This is a genomic window from Levilactobacillus wangkuiensis, from assembly GCF_016861605.1.
In the GTDB taxonomy this organism is placed as follows: domain Bacteria; phylum Bacillota; class Bacilli; order Lactobacillales; family Lactobacillaceae; genus Levilactobacillus; species Levilactobacillus wangkuiensis.
Genome location: NZ_BOLM01000007.1, coordinates 21487 through 39982 on the forward strand (window position 1 = coordinate 21487; position 18496 = coordinate 39982).

14 protein-coding genes are annotated in these 18496 nt (G+C 53.6%); 2 read left to right on the forward strand and 12 right to left on the reverse strand.

Annotated features, from left to right (window positions below):
* Positions 1-6: 6 nt before the first annotated feature.
* From recG to JUF13_RS06695, 3 genes are all read right to left on the reverse strand, one after another.
* The gene (gene recG / locus JUF13_RS06685; protein ID WP_203638702.1) at positions 7-2040 is read right to left on the reverse strand and encodes an ATP-dependent DNA helicase RecG; all 2034 of its coding nucleotides are present in this window, start codon (positions 2038-2040) and stop codon (positions 7-9) included.
* A 73-nt stretch (positions 2041-2113) separates the two neighbouring features.
* A complete protein-coding gene (fakA, locus tag JUF13_RS06690; protein WP_203638703.1) occupies positions 2114-3805 on the reverse strand; it encodes a DAK2 domain-containing protein in 1692 nt (563 codons plus the stop codon).
* A gap of 32 nt (positions 3806-3837) precedes the next feature.
* Positions 3838-4200 (reverse strand): Asp23/Gls24 family envelope stress response protein, encoded by a 363-nt coding sequence (locus JUF13_RS06695; protein ID WP_061776403.1) that lies wholly within the window; start codon positions 4198-4200, stop codon positions 3838-3840.
* A gap of 233 nt (positions 4201-4433) precedes the next feature.
* On the opposite strand from JUF13_RS06695, the gene rpmB reads away from it, so the two are divergent.
* Positions 4434-4619 (forward strand): 50S ribosomal protein L28, encoded by a 186-nt coding sequence (gene rpmB, locus JUF13_RS06700; RefSeq protein ID WP_048736175.1) that lies wholly within the window; start codon positions 4434-4436, stop codon positions 4617-4619.
* A 236-nt stretch (positions 4620-4855) separates the two neighbouring features.
* A complete protein-coding gene (locus JUF13_RS06705; RefSeq protein ID WP_203638705.1) occupies positions 4856-5287 on the forward strand; it encodes a GNAT family N-acetyltransferase in 432 nt (143 codons plus the stop codon).
* A gap of 313 nt (positions 5288-5600) precedes the next feature.
* On the opposite strand, the gene JUF13_RS06710 is transcribed toward JUF13_RS06705, so the two are convergent.
* The 9 genes from JUF13_RS06710 to coaBC all read right to left on the reverse strand — a co-directional run bounded on the left by JUF13_RS06710 (position 5601) and on the right by coaBC (position 18078).
* Positions 5601-6275: a thiamine diphosphokinase gene (locus tag JUF13_RS06710; RefSeq protein ID WP_125762381.1), complete on the reverse strand. Its 675-nt coding sequence runs from the start codon at positions 6273-6275 to the stop codon at positions 5601-5603.
* The gene (gene rpe, locus JUF13_RS06715; RefSeq protein WP_203638706.1) at positions 6275-6928 is read right to left on the reverse strand and encodes a ribulose-phosphate 3-epimerase; all 654 of its coding nucleotides are present in this window, start codon (positions 6926-6928) and stop codon (positions 6275-6277) included. The genes JUF13_RS06710 and rpe overlap by 1 nt, the downstream gene beginning before the upstream one ends.
* A gap of 12 nt (positions 6929-6940) precedes the next feature.
* On the reverse strand, positions 6941-7837 hold the full coding sequence (rsgA, locus tag JUF13_RS06720; protein ID WP_203638707.1) for a ribosome small subunit-dependent GTPase A: 897 nt from the start codon (positions 7835-7837) through the stop codon (positions 6941-6943).
* Between the two features lie 790 nt (positions 7838-8627).
* On the reverse strand, positions 8628-10658 hold the full coding sequence (gene pknB, locus JUF13_RS06725) for a Stk1 family PASTA domain-containing Ser/Thr kinase (protein ID WP_203638708.1): 2031 nt from the start codon (positions 10656-10658) through the stop codon (positions 8628-8630).
* Positions 10658-11404: a Stp1/IreP family PP2C-type Ser/Thr phosphatase gene (locus JUF13_RS06730; RefSeq protein ID WP_203638709.1), complete on the reverse strand. Its 747-nt coding sequence runs from the start codon at positions 11402-11404 to the stop codon at positions 10658-10660. The genes pknB and JUF13_RS06730 overlap by 1 nt, the downstream gene beginning before the upstream one ends.
* Before the next feature lie 12 nt (positions 11405-11416).
* Complete coding sequence (gene rsmB / locus JUF13_RS06735) at positions 11417-12760, reverse strand: 16S rRNA (cytosine(967)-C(5))-methyltransferase RsmB (RefSeq protein WP_203638710.1); 1344 nt, start codon at positions 12758-12760, stop codon at positions 11417-11419.
* Positions 12760-13704, reverse strand: a complete 945-nt coding sequence (gene fmt, locus JUF13_RS06740; RefSeq protein WP_203638711.1) for a methionyl-tRNA formyltransferase — start codon at positions 13702-13704, stop codon at positions 12760-12762. Before fmt ends, rsmB begins: the two co-directional genes overlap by 1 nt.
* Positions 13705-14429: 725 nt before the next feature.
* The gene (gene priA, locus JUF13_RS06745) at positions 14430-16847 is read right to left on the reverse strand and encodes a primosomal protein N' (protein WP_203638713.1); all 2418 of its coding nucleotides are present in this window, start codon (positions 16845-16847) and stop codon (positions 14430-14432) included.
* Positions 16848-16866: 19 nt separating this feature from the next.
* Positions 16867-18078 (reverse strand): bifunctional phosphopantothenoylcysteine decarboxylase/phosphopantothenate--cysteine ligase CoaBC, encoded by a 1212-nt coding sequence (gene coaBC / locus JUF13_RS06750; RefSeq protein ID WP_203638715.1) that lies wholly within the window; start codon positions 18076-18078, stop codon positions 16867-16869.
* Positions 18079-18496 lie beyond the last annotated feature (418 nt).

Consider the following 18496-nt stretch of genomic DNA (forward strand, 5'->3'; position numbering starts at 1 on the left):
CTTTGGCTAATCCATGGTGGTGTTGCGGTGCGCGGTGGTGCTGAGAAACGCTGCCAGGGCCAGGTTATCGTCCTTGTCCGCCCAATTTGGCGAGGCGACGGTTTCCTTAGCGGCCTGTTGTGCCGCACTTAAAATGTTGAGGTCGGCCACGGGATCACCCACCTTAAAGTCGGGCACCCCGGACTGCTTTCTTCCCAGAATATCACCTGGGCCCCGCAATTCCAAGTCCTTTTGCGACAGCACAAACCCGTCATTGGTACTGGTCATGGTCGTCATTCGTTCGACGGCTAATTGATTTTTGGGGTCAGCAATTAAAATACAGGCCGATGCCCGTGTTCCCCGACCGACCCGGCCCCGCAATTGGTGCAGCTGGGCTAAGCCAAAGTGGTCGGCGTCATAGATCATCATCAGCGTGGCATTGGGCACATCGACCCCGACTTCAATCACGGTCGTGGCAACCAACACCTGAAATTCATTGGCCTTGAACGCATCCATGATGGCATTCTTCTCGTCATCCTTCATCCGACCATGTAGCAGGCCTACCTTGTAGGTCGGTTCAAATTCTTCTTTAAAGCGTTCATAAATGGCCTCGGCATTTTTCATGTCGACGGCTTCGGATTCCTCAATCAGGGGCGTGACCACGTAGGCCTGTGACCCCGTGCTCAGCTCCGCCTTGACCTGACGCAACGTGGCGTCGACCTGATTACTGCGAATCCAGGTGGTCTTGATGGGTTGCCGACCGGCGGGAAGCTCGTTGATGACCGAGACATCCATTTCACCGTACGCGGTAATCGCAAGGGTCCGGGGAATTGGCGTGGCCGTCATGGCTAGCACATCGGGCTGTTGGCCCTTTTCCCGTAACGCCTGCCGTTGGTTCACCCCGAAGCGGTGTTGTTCATCGATCACTGCTAGGCCCAGATCATGGTAGTCGACCTCGGGCTGAATCAGCGCATGGGTCCCAATCAGGAGATCCACGCCACCCTGTTTGATTTGCGGTAACAGAGTCTTACGGGCCGCAGCCTTGGTCGCCCCAGTTAAGAGGGCCACGTTGACGGGGAAATCGGCGAACAGCTTGGCCAGGTTATTGGCGTGTTGTTCGGCTAGAATTTCGGTGGGCGCCATCAGGGCCGCCTGGGCCCCCGCGGTAATCGCGGCGTACATGGCAATGGCGGCCACGACGGTCTTCCCACTCCCGACATCCCCTTGTAGGAGCCGGTTCATGTGGACCGGTCGTTTCAAATCAAAACAAATTTCATTAACGACTTTCTTTTGCGCCCCGGTCAACTCATAAGGCAGTGAATCGATAAACGCCTTGAGCTTGGCCAAATCGTAGTGTAGCGCCTTGCCGTGTAAGGTGTGGTCCTGTTCTCGCACGATTTGTAAGCGTAGCTCAAAGAGATAAAACTCCTCAAACTTGGCCGTTCGGCGGGCTGCCTGGGCCGCGTTGGCGTCGGCTGGAAAATGCATATCGTGAATCATTTGTTTGCGATGCAGCAGGCGATACTGGTCGCGCAAACCCTCGGGAATCAGGTCGACAATCACCGGTTCGTAGGTGTCAAACGCGGATTCGACCAGCTTTTGAATCGTGCCCTGCCGGATTTCCTTATTGGCCGGGTAAATGGATCCCATGCCACTGTCAGCACTGGCCAGAATCTTCATCCCCGCCAGGCTCTGCCGTTTGGCATCGAAACGCCCGTAGACCACGATTTCATTGCCAACCTCGAGCTTATCCTTTAACCAGGGCTGATTGAAAAAGGTCACCGGGATCACGGTGTGTTCATCCAGTAACAACCGGAAATTCAACCGATTTTTCTTTCGACCAAACCGCGTCAGGACTGGTGCTCCCGCAACCGTTCCCTTCAGGGTGACCTTAGCCTGGTCGGTTAACTCGGCCGGGTCCTTGGCCTGTAGGTCTTCGTAACGGAAGGGAAAGTAGGTCAATAAATCATTAATATTTTCAATATCGAGACTCTTGAGCGCCTGAACCCGCTTGGGGCCGACCCCCGCTAAAGTGGCGACGCTATCGCTTAAACTTGTCATGTGCTTCCCTCCCGTCACTGGTGATAGCGAAAAAAAGACTGGACCATTAGCCCAATCTTTTTTCGTTTACCGGTTATTCAACCGAAATCAAGAATGGGTAAACCGGTTGGTCCCCTTCATGAACTTCTGTTTCTAAGTCGTCATCCAACGCTTCGACCTGTTGTTGCAATTGTTCCGCAACCTCGGCCGTCGTGTCAGAACCGTAAATAATCGTAATAATTTCACTCTCATCATCGAGCATGGCCTTCACCGTGTCGACGGCGGTCTTTAACAGATCGGCGTCGGTCACTTTGATGGTCCCGTCAACGATGCCCATAAAGTTACCCTCCTTGATGTCAAACCCATCAAGTTGGGTATCGCGAATGGCGTGGGTCACTTGACCACTCTTCACGGCGCTCAAATTATCTTCCATGGCTTCTTGGTTTTCTGCCAATTCAGCGTCTGGATTGTAACCGAGCATCGCCGTCATCCCTTGCGAAACCGTCTTGGAATGGACGATAACGGCTGGAATATCAGCGACCTTAGCGGCTTGTTCAGCGGCTAAGAAAATGTTTTTGTTGTTCGGCAACACAATGGCGCGTTTAGCTTGGCTCTGGTTGATGGCATCCACAATATCCTGCGTACTTGGATTCATGGTTTGCCCACCGTTGACCACGTGGGTCACGCCTAAGCTCTTGAACAACGTCCCGAGGCCTTCGCCGGCGGCAATCGCAATGATGGCCGTGTCGGCAGGGGCTTCGTCGGTTGCTGTGGCCACCGGAACGGCCCCAGTTTCTTCATCGTGCTCCATGATGGTTTCCTGTTGCATCCGCATGTTATCAACCTTGACCTTGGCTAAATCACCAAATTCTTGGCCCCAGGCGATAACCTTGCCAGGATGTTCCGTGTGGACGTGAACTTTGACGATTTCTTCATCGTTCACGACCAACAGGGAGTCCCCTAAATCGGCGAGATACTTGTAGAAGGTATCGTAGTCAAAGTCGTGGTCAACTTGTTTCCCACGGCCGATACGAACCATGATTTCGGTACAGTAACCGTACTTGATGCTGTTAGGATCTAATTTTCCTTGCACACTCTGATGGTGCGCAGCGTCAATCATTTCGTCCATTTCAGCATCGTCTGGCTTGTAGTCGCCCTCTTCAGAGACACGGCCGTTTAGGGAGTCGTTGAAGGCTTCCAGCACAAAGGTCAACCCTTGGCCACCGGAATCCACAACGCCCACCTGCTTCAAGACAGGCAGTAAGTCTGGCGTGGTTGCCAAAGCAGCCTTGGCCGCCTCAAAGACAGCATCCATCACAGCTAAGACGTCATCGGACTCCTTAGCCGTGTTTAAGCCCGCCTGAGCACCTTCACGAACAACAGTCAGGATAGTTCCCTCTGTTGGCTTCATAACGGCCTTGTAGGCGGTCTCTGCGCCGGCTGCGAAGCCATCGGCCAAGTCTTGGGCCGTCAGCGTTTGCTTGTCAGCTAACTTTTTGGAAAAACCACGGAAAATTTGGGACAGGATCACACCGGAGTTTCCCCGGGCGCCCATCAGTAAGCCCTTGGCCAAAGCCACGGCCAGGACACCGACCGCCGTGCTATCAGCATCGCGTTCGTACTTGGCCCCACTTTGTAACGACAGGCTCATGTTGGTCCCAGTATCCCCATCAGGAACTGGGAAGACATTCAATGAATTAATAAAATCAGCGTTTTGGTTTAGCTTTTGCGAGGCGGCTTGGACCATCTTACCAAACTCAAGATTAGTAATTTCTGTTACTTTCAACTAAGTTTCCTCCTTGATTTCAGTACGACTGGCTAATCAGCCAATACCCGCACCCCTTGTACGATGACGTTCACTGAGTTTGCGGTAACCCCCAGCATTGTTTCTAGGTTATATTTAACTTTAGACTGGACGCTGCGTGACACTTCGGAAATCTTGGTTCCGTAGCTGGCAATCACGTACACGTCAATGGCAACCCCGTTCTCTTCTTGGCGAACGACGACCCCGCGGGCATAATTCTCCCGCCGTAAAATATCGTTAACGTTGTCACGGATCTGATTCTTACTTGCCATGCCCACGACACCATAGTTATCAGTCGCGGCTCCCCCAACAACGGTCGCAATCACTTCATTGGTAATATCAATTGTTCCGTACTGAGTTTTAATCTTTACGGCCATGGAAATAGCCTCCTTGTCTGGATATAGAATCTTTAACAGAAATTAATCTTACCACAACCCAAGCAAAAATAGAAATAGGAACTCTGAAATGCTTGTTCTTACGGTAAATAAGTGTCAAGTAAATTTCCTTGAAAGAAAACATTGCTTTCCACAAAATTGTATGGTAAATTATTCAGGTGAGTAAAAAGCACTGCTTTTTAAAAGTAATGAATCCATAAAGGAGGGTTTACGCCATGGCAAAGGATTTTCTCAACGGCAAGCGGACGCGCTTCGGTAACAAGCGTTCTCACGCTTTGAATTCAAGTCGTCGCGCTTGGAAGCCGAACTTACAAAAGGTTCGCATCTTAGTGGACGGTAAGCCGAAAAAAGTCTGGATTTCAGCTCGGACTTTGAAGTCAGGTAAGGTTACGCGTGTCTAGTTTCTAGATATGACTAATCTTGAAAGCACTAATCAGCATTTGCTGGTTGGTGCTTTTTTATTTTACTTTTTTCGTATCGAGTCCCTTACTGATTGGATTCATTAACAGTTACTTCTATATGATAGTTTACCATTGTTCGGTTGGGTGAAACAGGTATTACCCTTGCTGGCCCCCAGTGACGCTTTTTGCTAAAATAGACTGATCAGACTAAAATTAGATTCGGAGGCTCTCCCCCTATGCTTACTCATAGTTTGGCCACGCCGGCCGATTATCCCCAGCTCACCGCCGTTTGGACGCGTTCGGTGACGGCGACCCACAATTTCTTAACCCTAGCGGACCGCAAAGCCATTCAGCGGGACTTGCCTCAGTACTTCGCGCAGGTCACCCTGTGGCGGTGGCAACTGGACGGGCACCTCATGGGTTTCACCGGCATGGCTGGCACCGACCTGGCCATGCTCTTCTTGGACCCGGCTTATTTTCGCCACGGTTACGGTCAACAGATTATCCATATCTTGATGAAAACAGCAAACCTCCAAACGGTTACGGTGAACGCTCAAAATTCGGGTGCCCTGGCCTTTTACCAGCGTCAGGGATTCAAGATTGTTTCTCAGAGTCCCTTGGACACGGACGGTCGCCCTTACCCGATTATCAACTTATCTCTGACTTGAGATTTTTTCAAAATAAATAAGACACACGAAATTCTTTTTACGGAATTTTGTGTGTCTTATTTTTTATTTCTAGTAAAAACCTATTGCTAACCACGGATCCGTAACGCACTAGAGAGTTAACTGAAAAACTAGTGTGAGCCGCGGGACGGGTGAAAATGGGGCCATTTAGGGAATTGGTCACTTTGCGCCTCGTCTTATGAGGCGCAAAGGAAGCCAGGAGACCGTCCTTTGGCTCCGGGCGTCCGCCCACAACGAACCGCGCCCATTTTCACCCGTCCAGAGGCGCTGCATCCGCTAGCTGTTCAGCTAACGCTTACTCGTGCCGAGCCTCGTAGGTGTCACAGCTTTGGATGACGCAGAGCACGCCCGTGTCGAACTGAAATTCTCCGGTGTCGCCAACAAACTCGTTGCTGGCAAAGGAAATCGGGTACGGAATCGGTTCGTCATGGAGCTGATACTTCTCATCGATCAAGCTGAGATGGTCGATGGGCGTCAACGGCACAAAGGCCAGGTAATTCTTGTCGGGTTCCTTCTGCAACGTGTAATGACCCGGTAAATAGTACGTGATCGTATTCTGTTTATCAATCAACCGAATTCGACTCGCATACAATTTATACTGCGGTTCCAACACGATAAAAAGGTTCGCCAAAAAGTGATCCAACCGACCGCCCGTCGCCCCATAAATATCGACGTTGTCGGCCCCGTAGTCACCAAAGGCCACGGAGACCGCCATCTGCGTATCGGTAAAATCTTTTTCGGGTTGCGACTGACGAATGTCTTTGACATTGCGCCGCACCCGTTGTAACTCCGGTGCCGCCAGGGAATCAAAGTCCCCAATGGCCGCCACCGGCTGCACATTGTGATCGATTAACCGTAAAGTCCCCCGATCAACGCCAATCCAGGGGCCAACGATTTTCTCAGTGAGGTCTGCGGGCCAATTGGCCTTGGGACCCCCCACTAATAGATTAAACGTTCCGCCCCGGGGCATTATTTTGTCGCGTCCTTTAGGGCTTGAATCCGGGCAGCTGGGTCTTCGGCGTTGAAGACGTATGAACCAGCAACCGCAACCGTAGCACCGGCCTTGGCACAGTCAACAACGGTTTGGTTGTTGACCCCACCATCGACTTCGATATCAAAGTCGTAACCCTTGGCCTTCTTGATGGCATCCAATTCGGCAATCTTAGCAACCGTGCTGTGTAAGAACTTCTGACCACCAAAGCCAGGGTTGACCGTCATAACCAATACTTGGCCGACCATGTCCAGAACGGGTTCGATCATGGAAACGGGCGTCCCAGGGTTGATGACAACTTCTGGCGTTGCACCGGCGTTTTGAATCATTTGTAAGGCCCGGTGAATGTGTGACGTTGCTTCAACGTGGACACCAATGATGTCGGCGCCAGCCTTGGCAAAGTCTTCAACGTAACGTTCTGGGTTTTGGACCATCATGTGAACGTCTAAGACCATCTTGGTGATTGGCCGAATCGCCTTGACCCAACCGGGACCGTAAGACAGGGCTGGGACGAAGTTACCGTCCATGATGTCGATGTGTAAGACTTCAGCACCGGCTTGGTCGACCTTTTCGATGTCTGGTTGGAGGTTCACGTAATCTGCACTTAAAATTGAAGGCGCTACTTTAATCATAAAATCTCTTCCTCATTTCTTCTTGTTATAAATTGGTTTTTGATTCTTTAACAACGTAAGTAATTGTAAATAATTATCGTACCGACTCTGCAGGAAGTCCCCGTCCGCCAATCCGGCCTTAACGGCACAGCCTGGTTCATTCACGTGGACACACCCCCGGAACCGACAGTCACTAGCCACGTTCAAAAATTCTGGGAAGTAGTGACACAGGTCACGATAATCGATTGTCAACGTCTCATACGAGGAGAACCCCGGCGTATCAGCCACTAGGCCACCCGCAATCGGCATCAGACTCACCTTCCGCGTGGTATGCTTCCCCCGGTTTAACGCGGTCGAGATTTCTCCCGTCGCTAACGCCAGGTCCGGCGAAATGTGATTCAACAGGGTGGATTTCCCCGCCCCGGTCTGACCCATGATGACGGTCTCTTGGCCCTTTAACGTGGCCTTGAGTTGGTCAAGCCCCGCTTTCGCAAACGGTTCCCGGGTCAAACAAACCGTGTACCCAATCTTCCGGTAACCGGCCGCCAGGGTTTCAAACTCCTGGTAGCGGGCATCGTCGATCAAGTCGGTCTTCGTGAAGTAAATCACGGGAGTAATGTCACTGACCTCTAACGCAATCAGTTGGCGATCCAGTAGGCCGGTCGAAAACTCGGGTGACGCCACGGCCGTGACCACGACGCCCTGATCAACGTTAGCAACGGGTGGCCGCGTTAATTCGTTATCCCGCGGCAAAATCTCCAGCACGTAACCTTCCTTAGGTGACGTGCTTTCAAAGGTTACCCGGTCACCCACGAGCGGCGTGATTTTGCGTTTCCGAAAGTTCCCCCGTGCGCGCGTCCGGTAAGTTTGGCCCTCACTGTAGATATCATAAAAGCCACTGAGTGATTGACGAATCTGTCCTTCTGACATGCAGCACCTCCTTTAAACTCTTTCCTTTCAGTTTACACTAATTTGCAGTTTGGCACTAGTTTTCCTGCAGATTGTGTTAGTTCAATTGTCAGCAAGGCTAAAAATGTGTGGTGAATGACAACCGTTCCCGCCGGTAGGCTCAAGCGGTCCTGCTGTGGGGAACGGTGCCAGCCTAAGAAGCGGTCTGCCACCTCGCCTGGAAGCCTGGAAAAAACACCAGTCTCCCAGGTCGTCCCGTGCTCTAGACTGAGAAGCCCACTCAGTCAAGACCACCGACACAGCTGGCCGGCTTGGCCTACCTCTGGTCACTGACATGGACCCCGTATTTTTCACTAGCTTGGTGCTGCCAGTGGCCTATCGATTATTGACCGACCCATCGTCATACTCGTGCCTAACGACAATTACATTTTTTACGTTGCATCAAACTTCTCTGTTGCTTCTGTTTTAATTTTCACGCTCGATTCAAAGAGACGGTCGTGTTAAAACTTTTGCTCATCGATGCCATCAAAAAACTCGGCCCCACCAACTAAGGTAAGCACCGAGTTCTAATTATTAATTAAAGTTAACCTCCACAGACCGTCCCAAGTACTAACACCGTGTTAGCCGTGAGGGTGGCCAAAATGGGTTCAGCCGTGGGAATTCTCTTAGTAGCTTGGCTACTTAGAGAATTGGTATCTTTGAGACGTGATTTTCGGCTCAAAGTAAGCCTAGAGACCGCTCTTCGGCTCTAGGCGCCCGCCCACAGCGTTCCGGCCCATTTTGGCCACCCGGTAAGGCGAATCAAAGGCTGTTAGTTCTTGGTGACGTGGCTGTCGGAAGCGATGACGTGGCCGTCTCTGACCACCTTATACGCCCCCGCCTTGCCGGATGCAACGGTGAATGGCAACGTTACGCTGGTATCCGCCGTGATTGTCATCTGCTTGTAGATGGTGCTCAGCGAGTGATCCTGGTCCTTCAGGTAGATCTGAACCAGGTTCGACGCCGACGAGCTACTGCTACTGCTGCTCTCATCACTGTCGTCGCTTTCACTCTCGCTGTCGCTATTATCAAATGGAATCTTGACGTTCACGCTGAATTGATCGACGCTGGAGCTACTCTCGCTCTCCGCACCCCGTGACAGGGTCAAGGTGACTTCATCACCCTCCTGAACGACAGCACCCTCACCAGGAGACTGCTTGATCACGCGGCCCTTGGCGACGTCGCTGGAGTAGGCGTAGTCAAACGCCAGGTTCAGGTTGTGGTTGGTCGCGTAACCCTGGGCTTGGGCCTTGGTTTTGTCCGTCAGGTCTGCCAGCGTCACGGTCGCCGAACCAGTCGACACCGTAAAGGTTATGTCCGTCCGTGACGGCACGACCCGCTCACCAGCGTTCACACTCTGTTGCATAATTTTGCCGGCTGGCACGCTGGTTGAATGCACGGACTCCCGATGAACGGTAAAGCCCAGAGCCTCCAACTTGGCGGCGGTGCTAGCGTACGAATCACCCTGATAATCGGCCAACTTGTAGCGCTTCGGCCCCGTGCTGATCCACAGATCCACGACCGTCTCGCGTTTGAGCTGGGTCCCAGACCGGGGTTCCGTTCGTACGACCCGGTTCACTTTGACCTTGGAGCTGGCCGTCTTGTGAACCTTGCCGACGCTCAGATAGGCGTCCTGCAACCGCGACTTGGCCTCGGTTTCGGTCCGCCCGGTCACGTCGGGTACACTGGTCATCTGTGGCCGAAAGAGCGCCATGCCAATCAGAATGCCGGCGACCAGTAGGAGCACAACGAGTCCCGCCAGCAGAAATTTACGCCGTCGCGGATGCCGGGTTATCTTCCGGCCCTTCTTATCGGTTTTCTGCGGCGTCTCTTCGTCATCGGCCTTGGCCGCTGGCTTAGAGTTCGCCTTCGTGGCCGCTTCGGCCGCAACGGGTGCGGCGGAACTCAGCGCGCTGAGGGGCAAGACCTTGGTCTCCCCATCATCGTCCTGAACCGGCGTGAATTTGCGTTCACCCGCCCGCTTGGGGGACAGCGACGTTTTTAAATCGGCTGCCATACTCGCGGCATCGACGTACCGGTCTTCCGGACGCTTGGACGTGGCCTTGAGGACCACATTTTCCAAGGCTTGGGGAATCCGCGGGTCAATCTCTCGAACGGACGGAATCTCCGATTGGAAATGCTTCAAGGCAATGGAGACGGCAGTTTCACCCTCGAAGGGTACCGTTCCCGTTAACAGTTCATACAAAATGATGCCGAGTGAATAGATGTCGGACTTCTTCGTCGCCATCCCCCCACGCGCCTGTTCCGGTGACAAATAGTGCACCGAACCCAGGACCGTGTTGGTCTGCGTCAGACTGTGTTCCGACAACGCCACGGCAATCCCAAAGTCGGTAATTTTTGCGACTCTGTTTTGATCGATCAAAATGTTTTGTGGTTTCAGATCCCGGTGAATAATGTTATGCTCGTGCGCCGTTTGAACCGCACTCAGGATCTGCTCCATGATCTGAATCACTTCTTGATAGGCAATGGGAAAGTGATCCTTGATGTACGCCTTGAGGTCGGTCCCCTCGACGTACTCCATGACTAGGTACTGCATCCCATTTTCCTCGCCCACGTCATAGACCTGAACGATGTTCGGATTGACCAGCTCGGTCGCCGCTAACGCCTCGCGCTGGAACCGACGAATCGTGCTGGGATCATCCCGCAGATCTAGCCGTAACAGCTTCACGGAGACGTCCCGGTCTAAAATCAGATCGTGAGCTAAATAAACGTTGGCCATGCCACCCTCGCCCAAAGCCCGAACGATGCGGTACCGGCCGCTCAGCGTATAACCCGTCCGCATTAGCTAGCCACCTCCCGTGAGAAGTTGGTCAGCAACAAGACGGTGATGTTGTCCAGCCCGCCAGCGGCATTAGCCATGTCGATCAGCTGATCACATTTTTCCTTAGGCGTCTGGTCACTGGTCAGGACGGCCTGAATCTGGTGGTCGTCCACCATGTTGGTCAGCCCGTCGGTACACAGCAACAGCTGGTCACCCAACACTAACGGATACGTGTTGAGGTCAAAGCGCGCGTCGTCCGAGATTCCTAGTGACCGAATGATCACGTTCTTCTGGGGATGGTGACGGGCGGCCTGGCGGCTGATTTCACCGCGTTTGACCAGCTCGTTGACCAGCGAATGGTCCTCGGTCAGCTGCCGTAACTCATCGTCTCGCAGGAGGTAGGCCCGGGAATCACCAATGTTGGCGATGACGACCTCTTCTGTGAAATACAGAGCAGCCACTAACGTCGTGCCCATCCCGTTCAAATCGGCGAATTGGTTGGACTTGTCAATAATTGATTGGTTCTCCGCGGTAATCTCCGTAGCAATCCACTGACGAGCCGCGGCCGGCGTGGTTAACTTGGTCTGTTCAAACTCGTGGCCCAGGTGGGAAACGGCCATGGCACTGGCAACGTCGCCACCCTGATGGCCACCGATACCGTCGGCGATGATGGCGAGATGTTTCCCTGCCTGGTTCGTGAACACATCCACGTAGTCTTCATTATCATTGCGTTGTTTTCCAATTGACGTGCGGTATGCCACTTCCATGGCTGGTCACCTCTACTTCTTTTTCCGGAAGGCACTGACGAAGAACCCGTCAGAGTCGAAATCATCTGGGTAGATGTTCAACGTATCCGTGTCCCGGTCGCCCTTGACGTTTAATTTCGTGGTTACCCGCATGGATTCGAAGTCAGGATGGGCTGCCAAGAATTTCGCTGCCACGTCCGCGTTTTCCGTGTCCAAAATAGTGCAGGTACTGTAAACCAAAATCCCATTTGGCTTTAACTTTTGACTGACAACGTCCAAGATACCCAGCTGAACCTTTTGCAGTTGTTGAATGTCTTGTGGCGTCTTTTCATAACGAATTTCTGGCTTCCGCCGAATCAGACCCAGTCCAGAACAAGGGGCATCGACTAAGATCCGGTCAAATTCCTTGTGCGGGAACCGGTCGTCAATATTGCGGGCGTCTAAGGCCACGGCATCGACCCGGTCGGCCACGTGCATCCGTTCGGCATTTCTGTCGATCAGATCAACCTTCTTGGGATGCAGATCCAAGGCAGTCACTTTCCCACCGGAATGGGCATCCAGCAAGGCAGCAATCTGGGTCGTCTTGCCCCCAGGTGCGGCACAGGCATCGAGCACTTGGTCCCCAGGACGGACCTGTAAGGCCTCGACGGGTAACATCGCACTCTCATCTTGGATCGTCAGCTCGCCAGTTTCAAAGACATTGCTTTGGTTAGCTGCCTTATCGTCCAAACGGAAGGCATCGGCGGCAACCACACTAGACGTGACCGTGTACCCCTGGTCCTGTAAGGATTGTTCAACTTCTTCGGTCGTGGCCACGGCGGTGTTGACCCGCACGGACTGCGCGGCTGGTTGGTTGATCGTTTCTAAAATGCTGACGGCCTTGTCGTCGCCAACTTGTTTTTGAATCGCCGTGACCAGCCATTCTGGCACGGAGTATTCCAGGCTCAAGCGCTTCGTTGGGTCCTCAATTTTGCTCAAATCGGGCAAGCCTTGTCGGTCCATGGCGTGTAAGACCCCGGTCACAAAGCGCCGAATGCCTTCGTGGCCCCGGTCTTTGGCCAATTGAATGGCTTCGTTAAAGATGGCCCGTTTAGGAACCCGGTCCAAATATAATTCCTGGTATAACGCCACCAGCAAGGTCATTTTGACCCAAGGTAAGACCTTCTGGTTAGGCTTGATGAAGCCTTCCAGGTAGTATTCCAACGTTAATTGGTGTTGGATCGTCCCGTAAACCAAGTTGGTCACAAACCGCCGGTCGACGTCACTCAAGTTGTTATTTTCTAAGGTTTGTTCCAATTGTAAGTTTGAGTAAGCCCCATTGGATACCCGTGTCAGTGCTTCAACCGCTAAAGCCCGCGGTGTATTATTTTTTGTCATTATTCAGCCACCTGTTCGCCTATTGTCAGTGCGTCGCTCGTCCCGTTCAAGAAGTCCGTGATACTTAGCTTGGGCTTCCCGGCCGGTTGAATCTCGTCAAGGCCTAAGACTCCGTGTTCTCCCGTGGCAATCGCCAGGTGGTGCTTGTCATGGCTGACCAAGGCGCCCGGTTGTAAGTCGGTCGTCTCGTCCAGCACGGTCACTTGCCACAGCTTTGTCCGCACGCCGTTTAAGTAGATATGGGCGATAGGTGCTGGCCGTAATGCCCGGACCTTGCAATCAATCAAATGGGCACTCAGGTTTAAATCGATCCGTTCTTCATCGGACTTGATGGTTGGTGAGAACGTGACCTGGGATTCGTCCTGAGGAACCGGCGTGATCTCACCGGCCAACAGCTTCGGTAAGGTCTCCAGCAACAAGTCGCGGCCAAGTAGGCTCAACTTGTCAAACATGGACCCAACGTCATCTTGATCCGTGATTGGCATGGCCTGTTGGGCCAGAACCGCGCCGGCATCCATTTTCTTTTCCATGAACATGATGGACACCCCGGTCTCCTTGTCGCCATTCATGATGGCGTAGTGAACGGGCGCGCCACCACGGTACTTAGGCAGTAAGGACGCGTGAACGTTGACCGCCGCCACCTTGGCTGCCTTAAGCAGCTTGGTTGGCAAGAATTGGCCAAAGGCCGCCGTCACAATTAAGTCTGGCGCTAATTCAATGGCCCGTGCCATCTCGTCACTGCCGGAAATTTTTTGTGGTTGGAGCACTTCGATGCCATTTTCAACGGCGACCTGCTTAACGGGAGAAGCTGTTAAGACGTGCTTCCGCCCAACTTTACGGTCCGGTTGGGTCACAACGGCTAAGACGTCATAGCCGTTCTTGATTAAACTACTGAGGATGGGTGCCGAAAAGGCCGGCGTGCCCATGAAGATTACTGAAGTCATGCAATGCACCATACTTTCTGTTTTAACATTTGATTTGATTTTTAACTGGTTATGCTTGTGTTTAATTTGCCTTATTGGGTGACTAACAATGATGGGTTCTCCCGTTCCCGGCGGCGGATTCAAGGTGCCCTACTGTTGGGCCCGGCTCCAGCCTGAGAAACGGGCTTCCACCTCGCCTTGAAACCTCGCTAAACCCCGCAAGTTTCCAAGGTCGTCCCATGTTCTAAGCTGAGAAATTCACTCAGCTAGGAACATCGACACAGCTGGTCATCTTGATTCGCCTCTGGTCACTCAGACTGACCTACACATTTTTCGTTGGGTCAATCAATTACTGACTATCACGGTTGATTCAACATTAATTTCAATTGGAAATCGGACGGAATCGGATTAATTGAATCAGAAATAATTCATCCATTCAATATCGGAACATCACGAATGAATCACGTAACAACCCCACCGATTAGAATCGCGCAACCTCCCCACCAATCAGAATCAACTAACACTGTTGTGGGGTTAACGCCGTGTCAGCCGCAGGGCTGGTGAAAATGGGCTCAGCCGTGGGAGTTGCCTTAGCGGGTTCCCCGCTTAGGCAACTGCTATCTTTGAGACGCGAACTTCGGCTCAAAGTAAGTCTGGAGACCGCCTTTCGGCTCCAGACGTGCGCCCACAGCGCCACGGCCCATTTTCACCAGCCCGGAGGCGCTGTCAAGCACACAAGTTAACCCCTACATAAAGTTCATTGGTTCTGAATCGATGGTGATGGCTAAGCCGTGACGGGCTGGAATCTGTGCCGCCTGCCGAATTTTCTCCAGCAACGGCCGCAACTGCGGCTCCCGCTTATATTTAATCACAACTTGATAATAATACTTCCGCTTGACCCGCGCAATCGCCTTGGGCGTGGGACCCAACACAATGGCGTCCTTACTCAAGCCCTTTTGCAGGGTGCCGACGATTTGGTACATGGCTTTGGCGGCCGTGGCCTCGTCCTCGTGACTGGCGGTCAGCTGCACAGCAAAGTAATACGGCGGGTAATTTCCCTGATGCCGCATATGCATTTCCGTGACGAAGAAGCGCTCATAATCCTGTTGTTGCGCCAATTCAATGGCGTAGTGATCCGGGTTGAACGTCTGGATGAAGACCTCACCAGGTTTTTCCGCCCGGCCGGCCCGACCGCTGACCTGTGTCAGCAGTTGGAAGGTCCGTTCGCTGGCCCGGAAGTCCGGCAGACCCAGCGCGGTGTCCGCGTTTAAGACCCCAACCAACGTGACGTTCGGGAAGTCGAGTCCCTTGGCAATCATTTGGGTTCCCAGCAAAATATCTGCCTGGTGATCGCCAAACTGCCGCAGAATTTTTTCGTGAGCGCCCTTACGCCGCGTGGAGTCCACGTCCATCCGTAAGATGCGGGCCGTTGGAAATTCCTTTTGCAAGGCCGTTTCCACCTTCTGTGTTCCGGTCCCATAGTAGCGAATCTTGCGGCTATGACAGTTGGGGCAGATGTGGGGAATGGCTTCCTCGTGCCCACAGTAGTGGCATTTCATGGTGTGGGTATCCATGTGAAGGGTGAGTGAAATATCACAGTTAGGACATTTCAATACGAACCCACAGTCCCGGCACATCACAAATGACGAGTATCCTCGCCGATTCAGCATCAACACCATCTGTTCGTGGCGGTCGAGGCGTTCCTGAATCGCCGTTAACAGTGGCTGGGAAAAGTCACCATCCGCACGCTGCTTCACTTCTTCACGCATATCAACGATGTGGACCGTTGGCAGTGGATGGTCGTTGACCCGTTTAGCCAGAAGCAGCCGAGTGTACAACCCCTTGGCAGCCCGGGCACGGGTCTCTAAGGACGGCGTGGCGCTCCCCAGGACCACGGGGCAATGATTGTACTTCCCCCGCCACAACGCCACGTCACGGGCGTGGTACCGGGGATTCTCATCCTGTTTATAACTACTTTCATGTTCCTCATCCATGATAATAATGCCGAGGTTTCTCACCGGGGCAAAGATAGCGGAACGCGCGCCCACGACCACGGTGGCTTCACCCTGGTCGATGCGCCGCCATTCATCGTACTGTTCCCCCTTGGACAAGCCACTGTGCAAGACCGCCACGCGCTGGCCGAATCGGGCTTTTACCCGGTTGACCATCTGGGGTGTCAACGCAATTTCGGGAACCATCATCAGGGCCGTGCGGTGTTGCTGGAGGGCGACGGCAATGCTTTGTAAATAGACTTCGGTCTTGCCACTCCCGGTAACGCCCTCAACCAAAAAGTTTTCGGTACGCTGTTCATCGACCGCCTTAGTAATCGCGGTCACGGCCACCTGCTGCTCAGCGTTTAACTTTAACGGTTTCGTGGGCTTTACCGGTTGGTGAAACGGATCACGATAGACTTCCAGCGGGTATTTCGTCAGCCAGCCCTTGTCGGCGGCGGTCGCCATGACGGCAGTGCTGACCCCCGCGGCGTGACTGACTTGGCTTTGGGCCACTAATTTATCCGGGTCCATGGTTTGTAAATAGGCCAACAATTCCGCCTGCTTCGGCGCCCGCTTGGCCACCTCCGCTTGGATCTCCTGGAGCTTGGCAACGGGAAGCGCCGGCTTGACACCGGTCGTGGTCTTGGCCGCGGCCTTACTGGTGACCTGATACGTCACCTCGACCTTTCCCGCGCGCTGTAACCGCAGAAGCCCGGCCAACGTGGTATCGGCTAGTTTACTGGTATCAAACGCCCGTGGCGCCCCGTCCGGAAAGTATTCGGCCATCTCCTGGTCCGTCAGCGGCATCGTCGGTTGAATCTGCCGCTCGGTTTGGGCCTTTAACAGGCTGGGCAACATGGTCTGGATACACGTGATGCGAAAGGCATAGGTCGTGTCGGCCAACCATGCGGCCAGCTGTTGCAGCTCAGTGGTTAAAATGGGCGCCAGATCCAGAACGGACTGAATCGGTTTCAGTTGCCCGTCAAAGTTCGTTGCATCACTAAGGCCGACCACCACGCCGGAAACGACTCGGTGACCGCGACCAAAGGGGACTGTGACCCGCATCCCGACCTGAACCTGATTTTCCAGGTCGGCGGGAATTGCGTAGGAATAAGGTTCGTTCGTCTGCATCGTTGGCACGTCAACAATAATTTGGCCAATCTGGGCCATGGTCTGTCACCTCGCTTACTTACTTGTCTGCTAATAATTGGGCGACCCGGTCGACTAAGGCCCGGGCAATCACCGTTTTACTGGTCTTGGGCGTCTGATCCGTCACGCCATCCGGCAGAATGAAGGTGACCTGATTGTCATCCCCATTAAACCCAATGTCGCTTCGGGAGACGTCGTTGGCGGCCAACAGGTCTAAGGACTTGCTGATCAGTTTCTTTTGGCCGTTAGCCAGTAAATTCTGCGTCTCCGCAGCAAAACCGACCGTGACCTGCTGTGGCTGCTTAATGGCCGCAACTTGTTTCAAAATATCGGGTGTTTTTTTAAGTTTTAAGATGAAGTCATCGTTATCGGCCGTCTTTTTAATTTTCTGATTAGCCGTCACTTCCGGTTGGAAATCGGCGACTGCGGCGGCCATCACTAAGGCGTCGGCCTGGGGAAAGCGGGCCAACACGGCTTGTGACAAATCGGTCGTACTTTGGATGGGCACGACTGTCACCCCGGCTGGGGCCGCCAGTTTCGTGGGCGCGGTGATCAACGTGACCTCGGCCCCGGCTTCGCGAGCGGCGGTAGCGACCGCATACCCCATTTTGCCAGAGGAATCGTTGGTCAGGAAGCGGACCGGGTCTAACCGTTCGCGGGTCCCGCCGGCGGTCACGAGGACCCGTCGACCGGCCAGCGTCTGGGGCGTAAACACACCTAACTGTTCCACCTGCGCCACGATATCGGTGGGCTCAGGGAAACGGCCTTGACCGGAATACCCCTCCGCTAGTTTACCCGTGGCCGGCGCCAGAACGTGCACCCCATCGGCAATCAGCTGCTGGCGATTCCGCTGCGTTGCGGGTGCCTGCCACATGTGGGTGTTCATCGCTGGCACAACGACCTTGGGCGCGGCGGTTGCCAGCCAGGTTGCGCTAGCGGCGTCATCGGCCTGACCATTGGCAAATTGCGCCATGAGGTTCGCGGAGGCCGGCGCGGCAATGGCCAGGTCGGTCCAATCGGCCAGCTCAACGTGGGCAATTTGCCCGTTGGCCTGCCACCAGGTCTCGTCCGTGAGCACGGGCGCCTTGGTCAGGGCCGCAAAGGTCGCCGCCGTGACAAACTTGGCGGCCCCTGCTGTCAGAACAACGCGAACCGTGGCGCCGGCCCGCTGTAGGTCACGGGCTAGGAGTGCGGCTTTGTAGGCGGCCACACTGCCACCGACCGTTAACGTAATGTGTTTGTCTTCTAGCATTGCTTTCCCTCCAATTATATCATCTGCACTTGAGACGAAGGAAACCATCGTCACAAGGCTAGTGAAAATAAACCTGGACTGATCACCGACTGCCGTTCCCGACGGCGGGTTCAACCTGTCCTACTGTGGGGCCCGGTTCCAGCCTGAGAAACGGGCTTCCACCTCGCCTTGAAACCTCGCTGAAGTTCACGAGTTTCCAAGGTCGGCCCATGGCCTAAGCTGAGCAGTTCACTCAGCTAACGCCATCGACACAGCTGACCAGGTTGACCCGCCTCTGGTCACTCACACTGATGGCTAATTTTCACTAGTCTTGTGAGCGACAACTGTTTTCTTCGTGTCCACTGCATCAACAATTATCTAGTCATTTGAATTTCATGTACTTTAATCTGCTTACACGAAACGTATTTTTCAGAAACCG

Excerpts from the sequence above, each read along its gene's own strand:
- recG (WP_203638702.1), bottom strand. The coding sequence starts at position 2,040 with ATGACAAGTTTAAGCGATAGCGTCGCCACTTTAGCGGGGGTCGGCCCC.
- JUF13_RS06695 (WP_061776403.1), bottom strand. The coding sequence starts at position 4,200 with ATGGCCGTAAAGATTAAAACTCAGTACGGAACAATTGATATTACCAAT.
- rpmB (WP_048736175.1), top strand. The coding sequence starts at position 4,434 with ATGGCAAAGGATTTTCTCAACGGCAAGCGGACGCGCTTCGGTAACAAG.
- JUF13_RS06705 (WP_203638705.1), top strand. The coding sequence starts at position 4,856 with ATGCTTACTCATAGTTTGGCCACGCCGGCCGATTATCCCCAGCTCACC.
- JUF13_RS06710 (WP_125762381.1), bottom strand. The coding sequence starts at position 6,275 with ATGCCCCGGGGCGGAACGTTTAATCTATTAGTGGGGGGTCCCAAGGCC.
- rpe (WP_203638706.1), bottom strand. The coding sequence starts at position 6,928 with ATGATTAAAGTAGCGCCTTCAATTTTAAGTGCAGATTACGTGAACCTC.
- rsgA (WP_203638707.1), bottom strand. The coding sequence starts at position 7,837 with ATGTCAGAAGGACAGATTCGTCAATCACTCAGTGGCTTTTATGATATC.
- pknB (WP_203638708.1), bottom strand. The coding sequence starts at position 10,658 with ATGCGGACGGGTTATACGCTGAGCGGCCGGTACCGCATCGTTCGGGCT.
- JUF13_RS06730 (WP_203638709.1), bottom strand. The coding sequence starts at position 11,404 with ATGGAAGTGGCATACCGCACGTCAATTGGAAAACAACGCAATGATAAT.
- rsmB (WP_203638710.1), bottom strand. The coding sequence starts at position 12,760 with ATGACAAAAAATAATACACCGCGGGCTTTAGCGGTTGAAGCACTGACA.
- fmt (WP_203638711.1), bottom strand. The coding sequence starts at position 13,704 with ATGACTTCAGTAATCTTCATGGGCACGCCGGCCTTTTCGGCACCCATC.
- priA (WP_203638713.1), bottom strand. The coding sequence starts at position 16,847 with ATGGCCCAGATTGGCCAAATTATTGTTGACGTGCCAACGATGCAGACG.
- coaBC (WP_203638715.1), bottom strand. The coding sequence starts at position 18,078 with ATGCTAGAAGACAAACACATTACGTTAACGGTCGGTGGCAGTGTGGCC.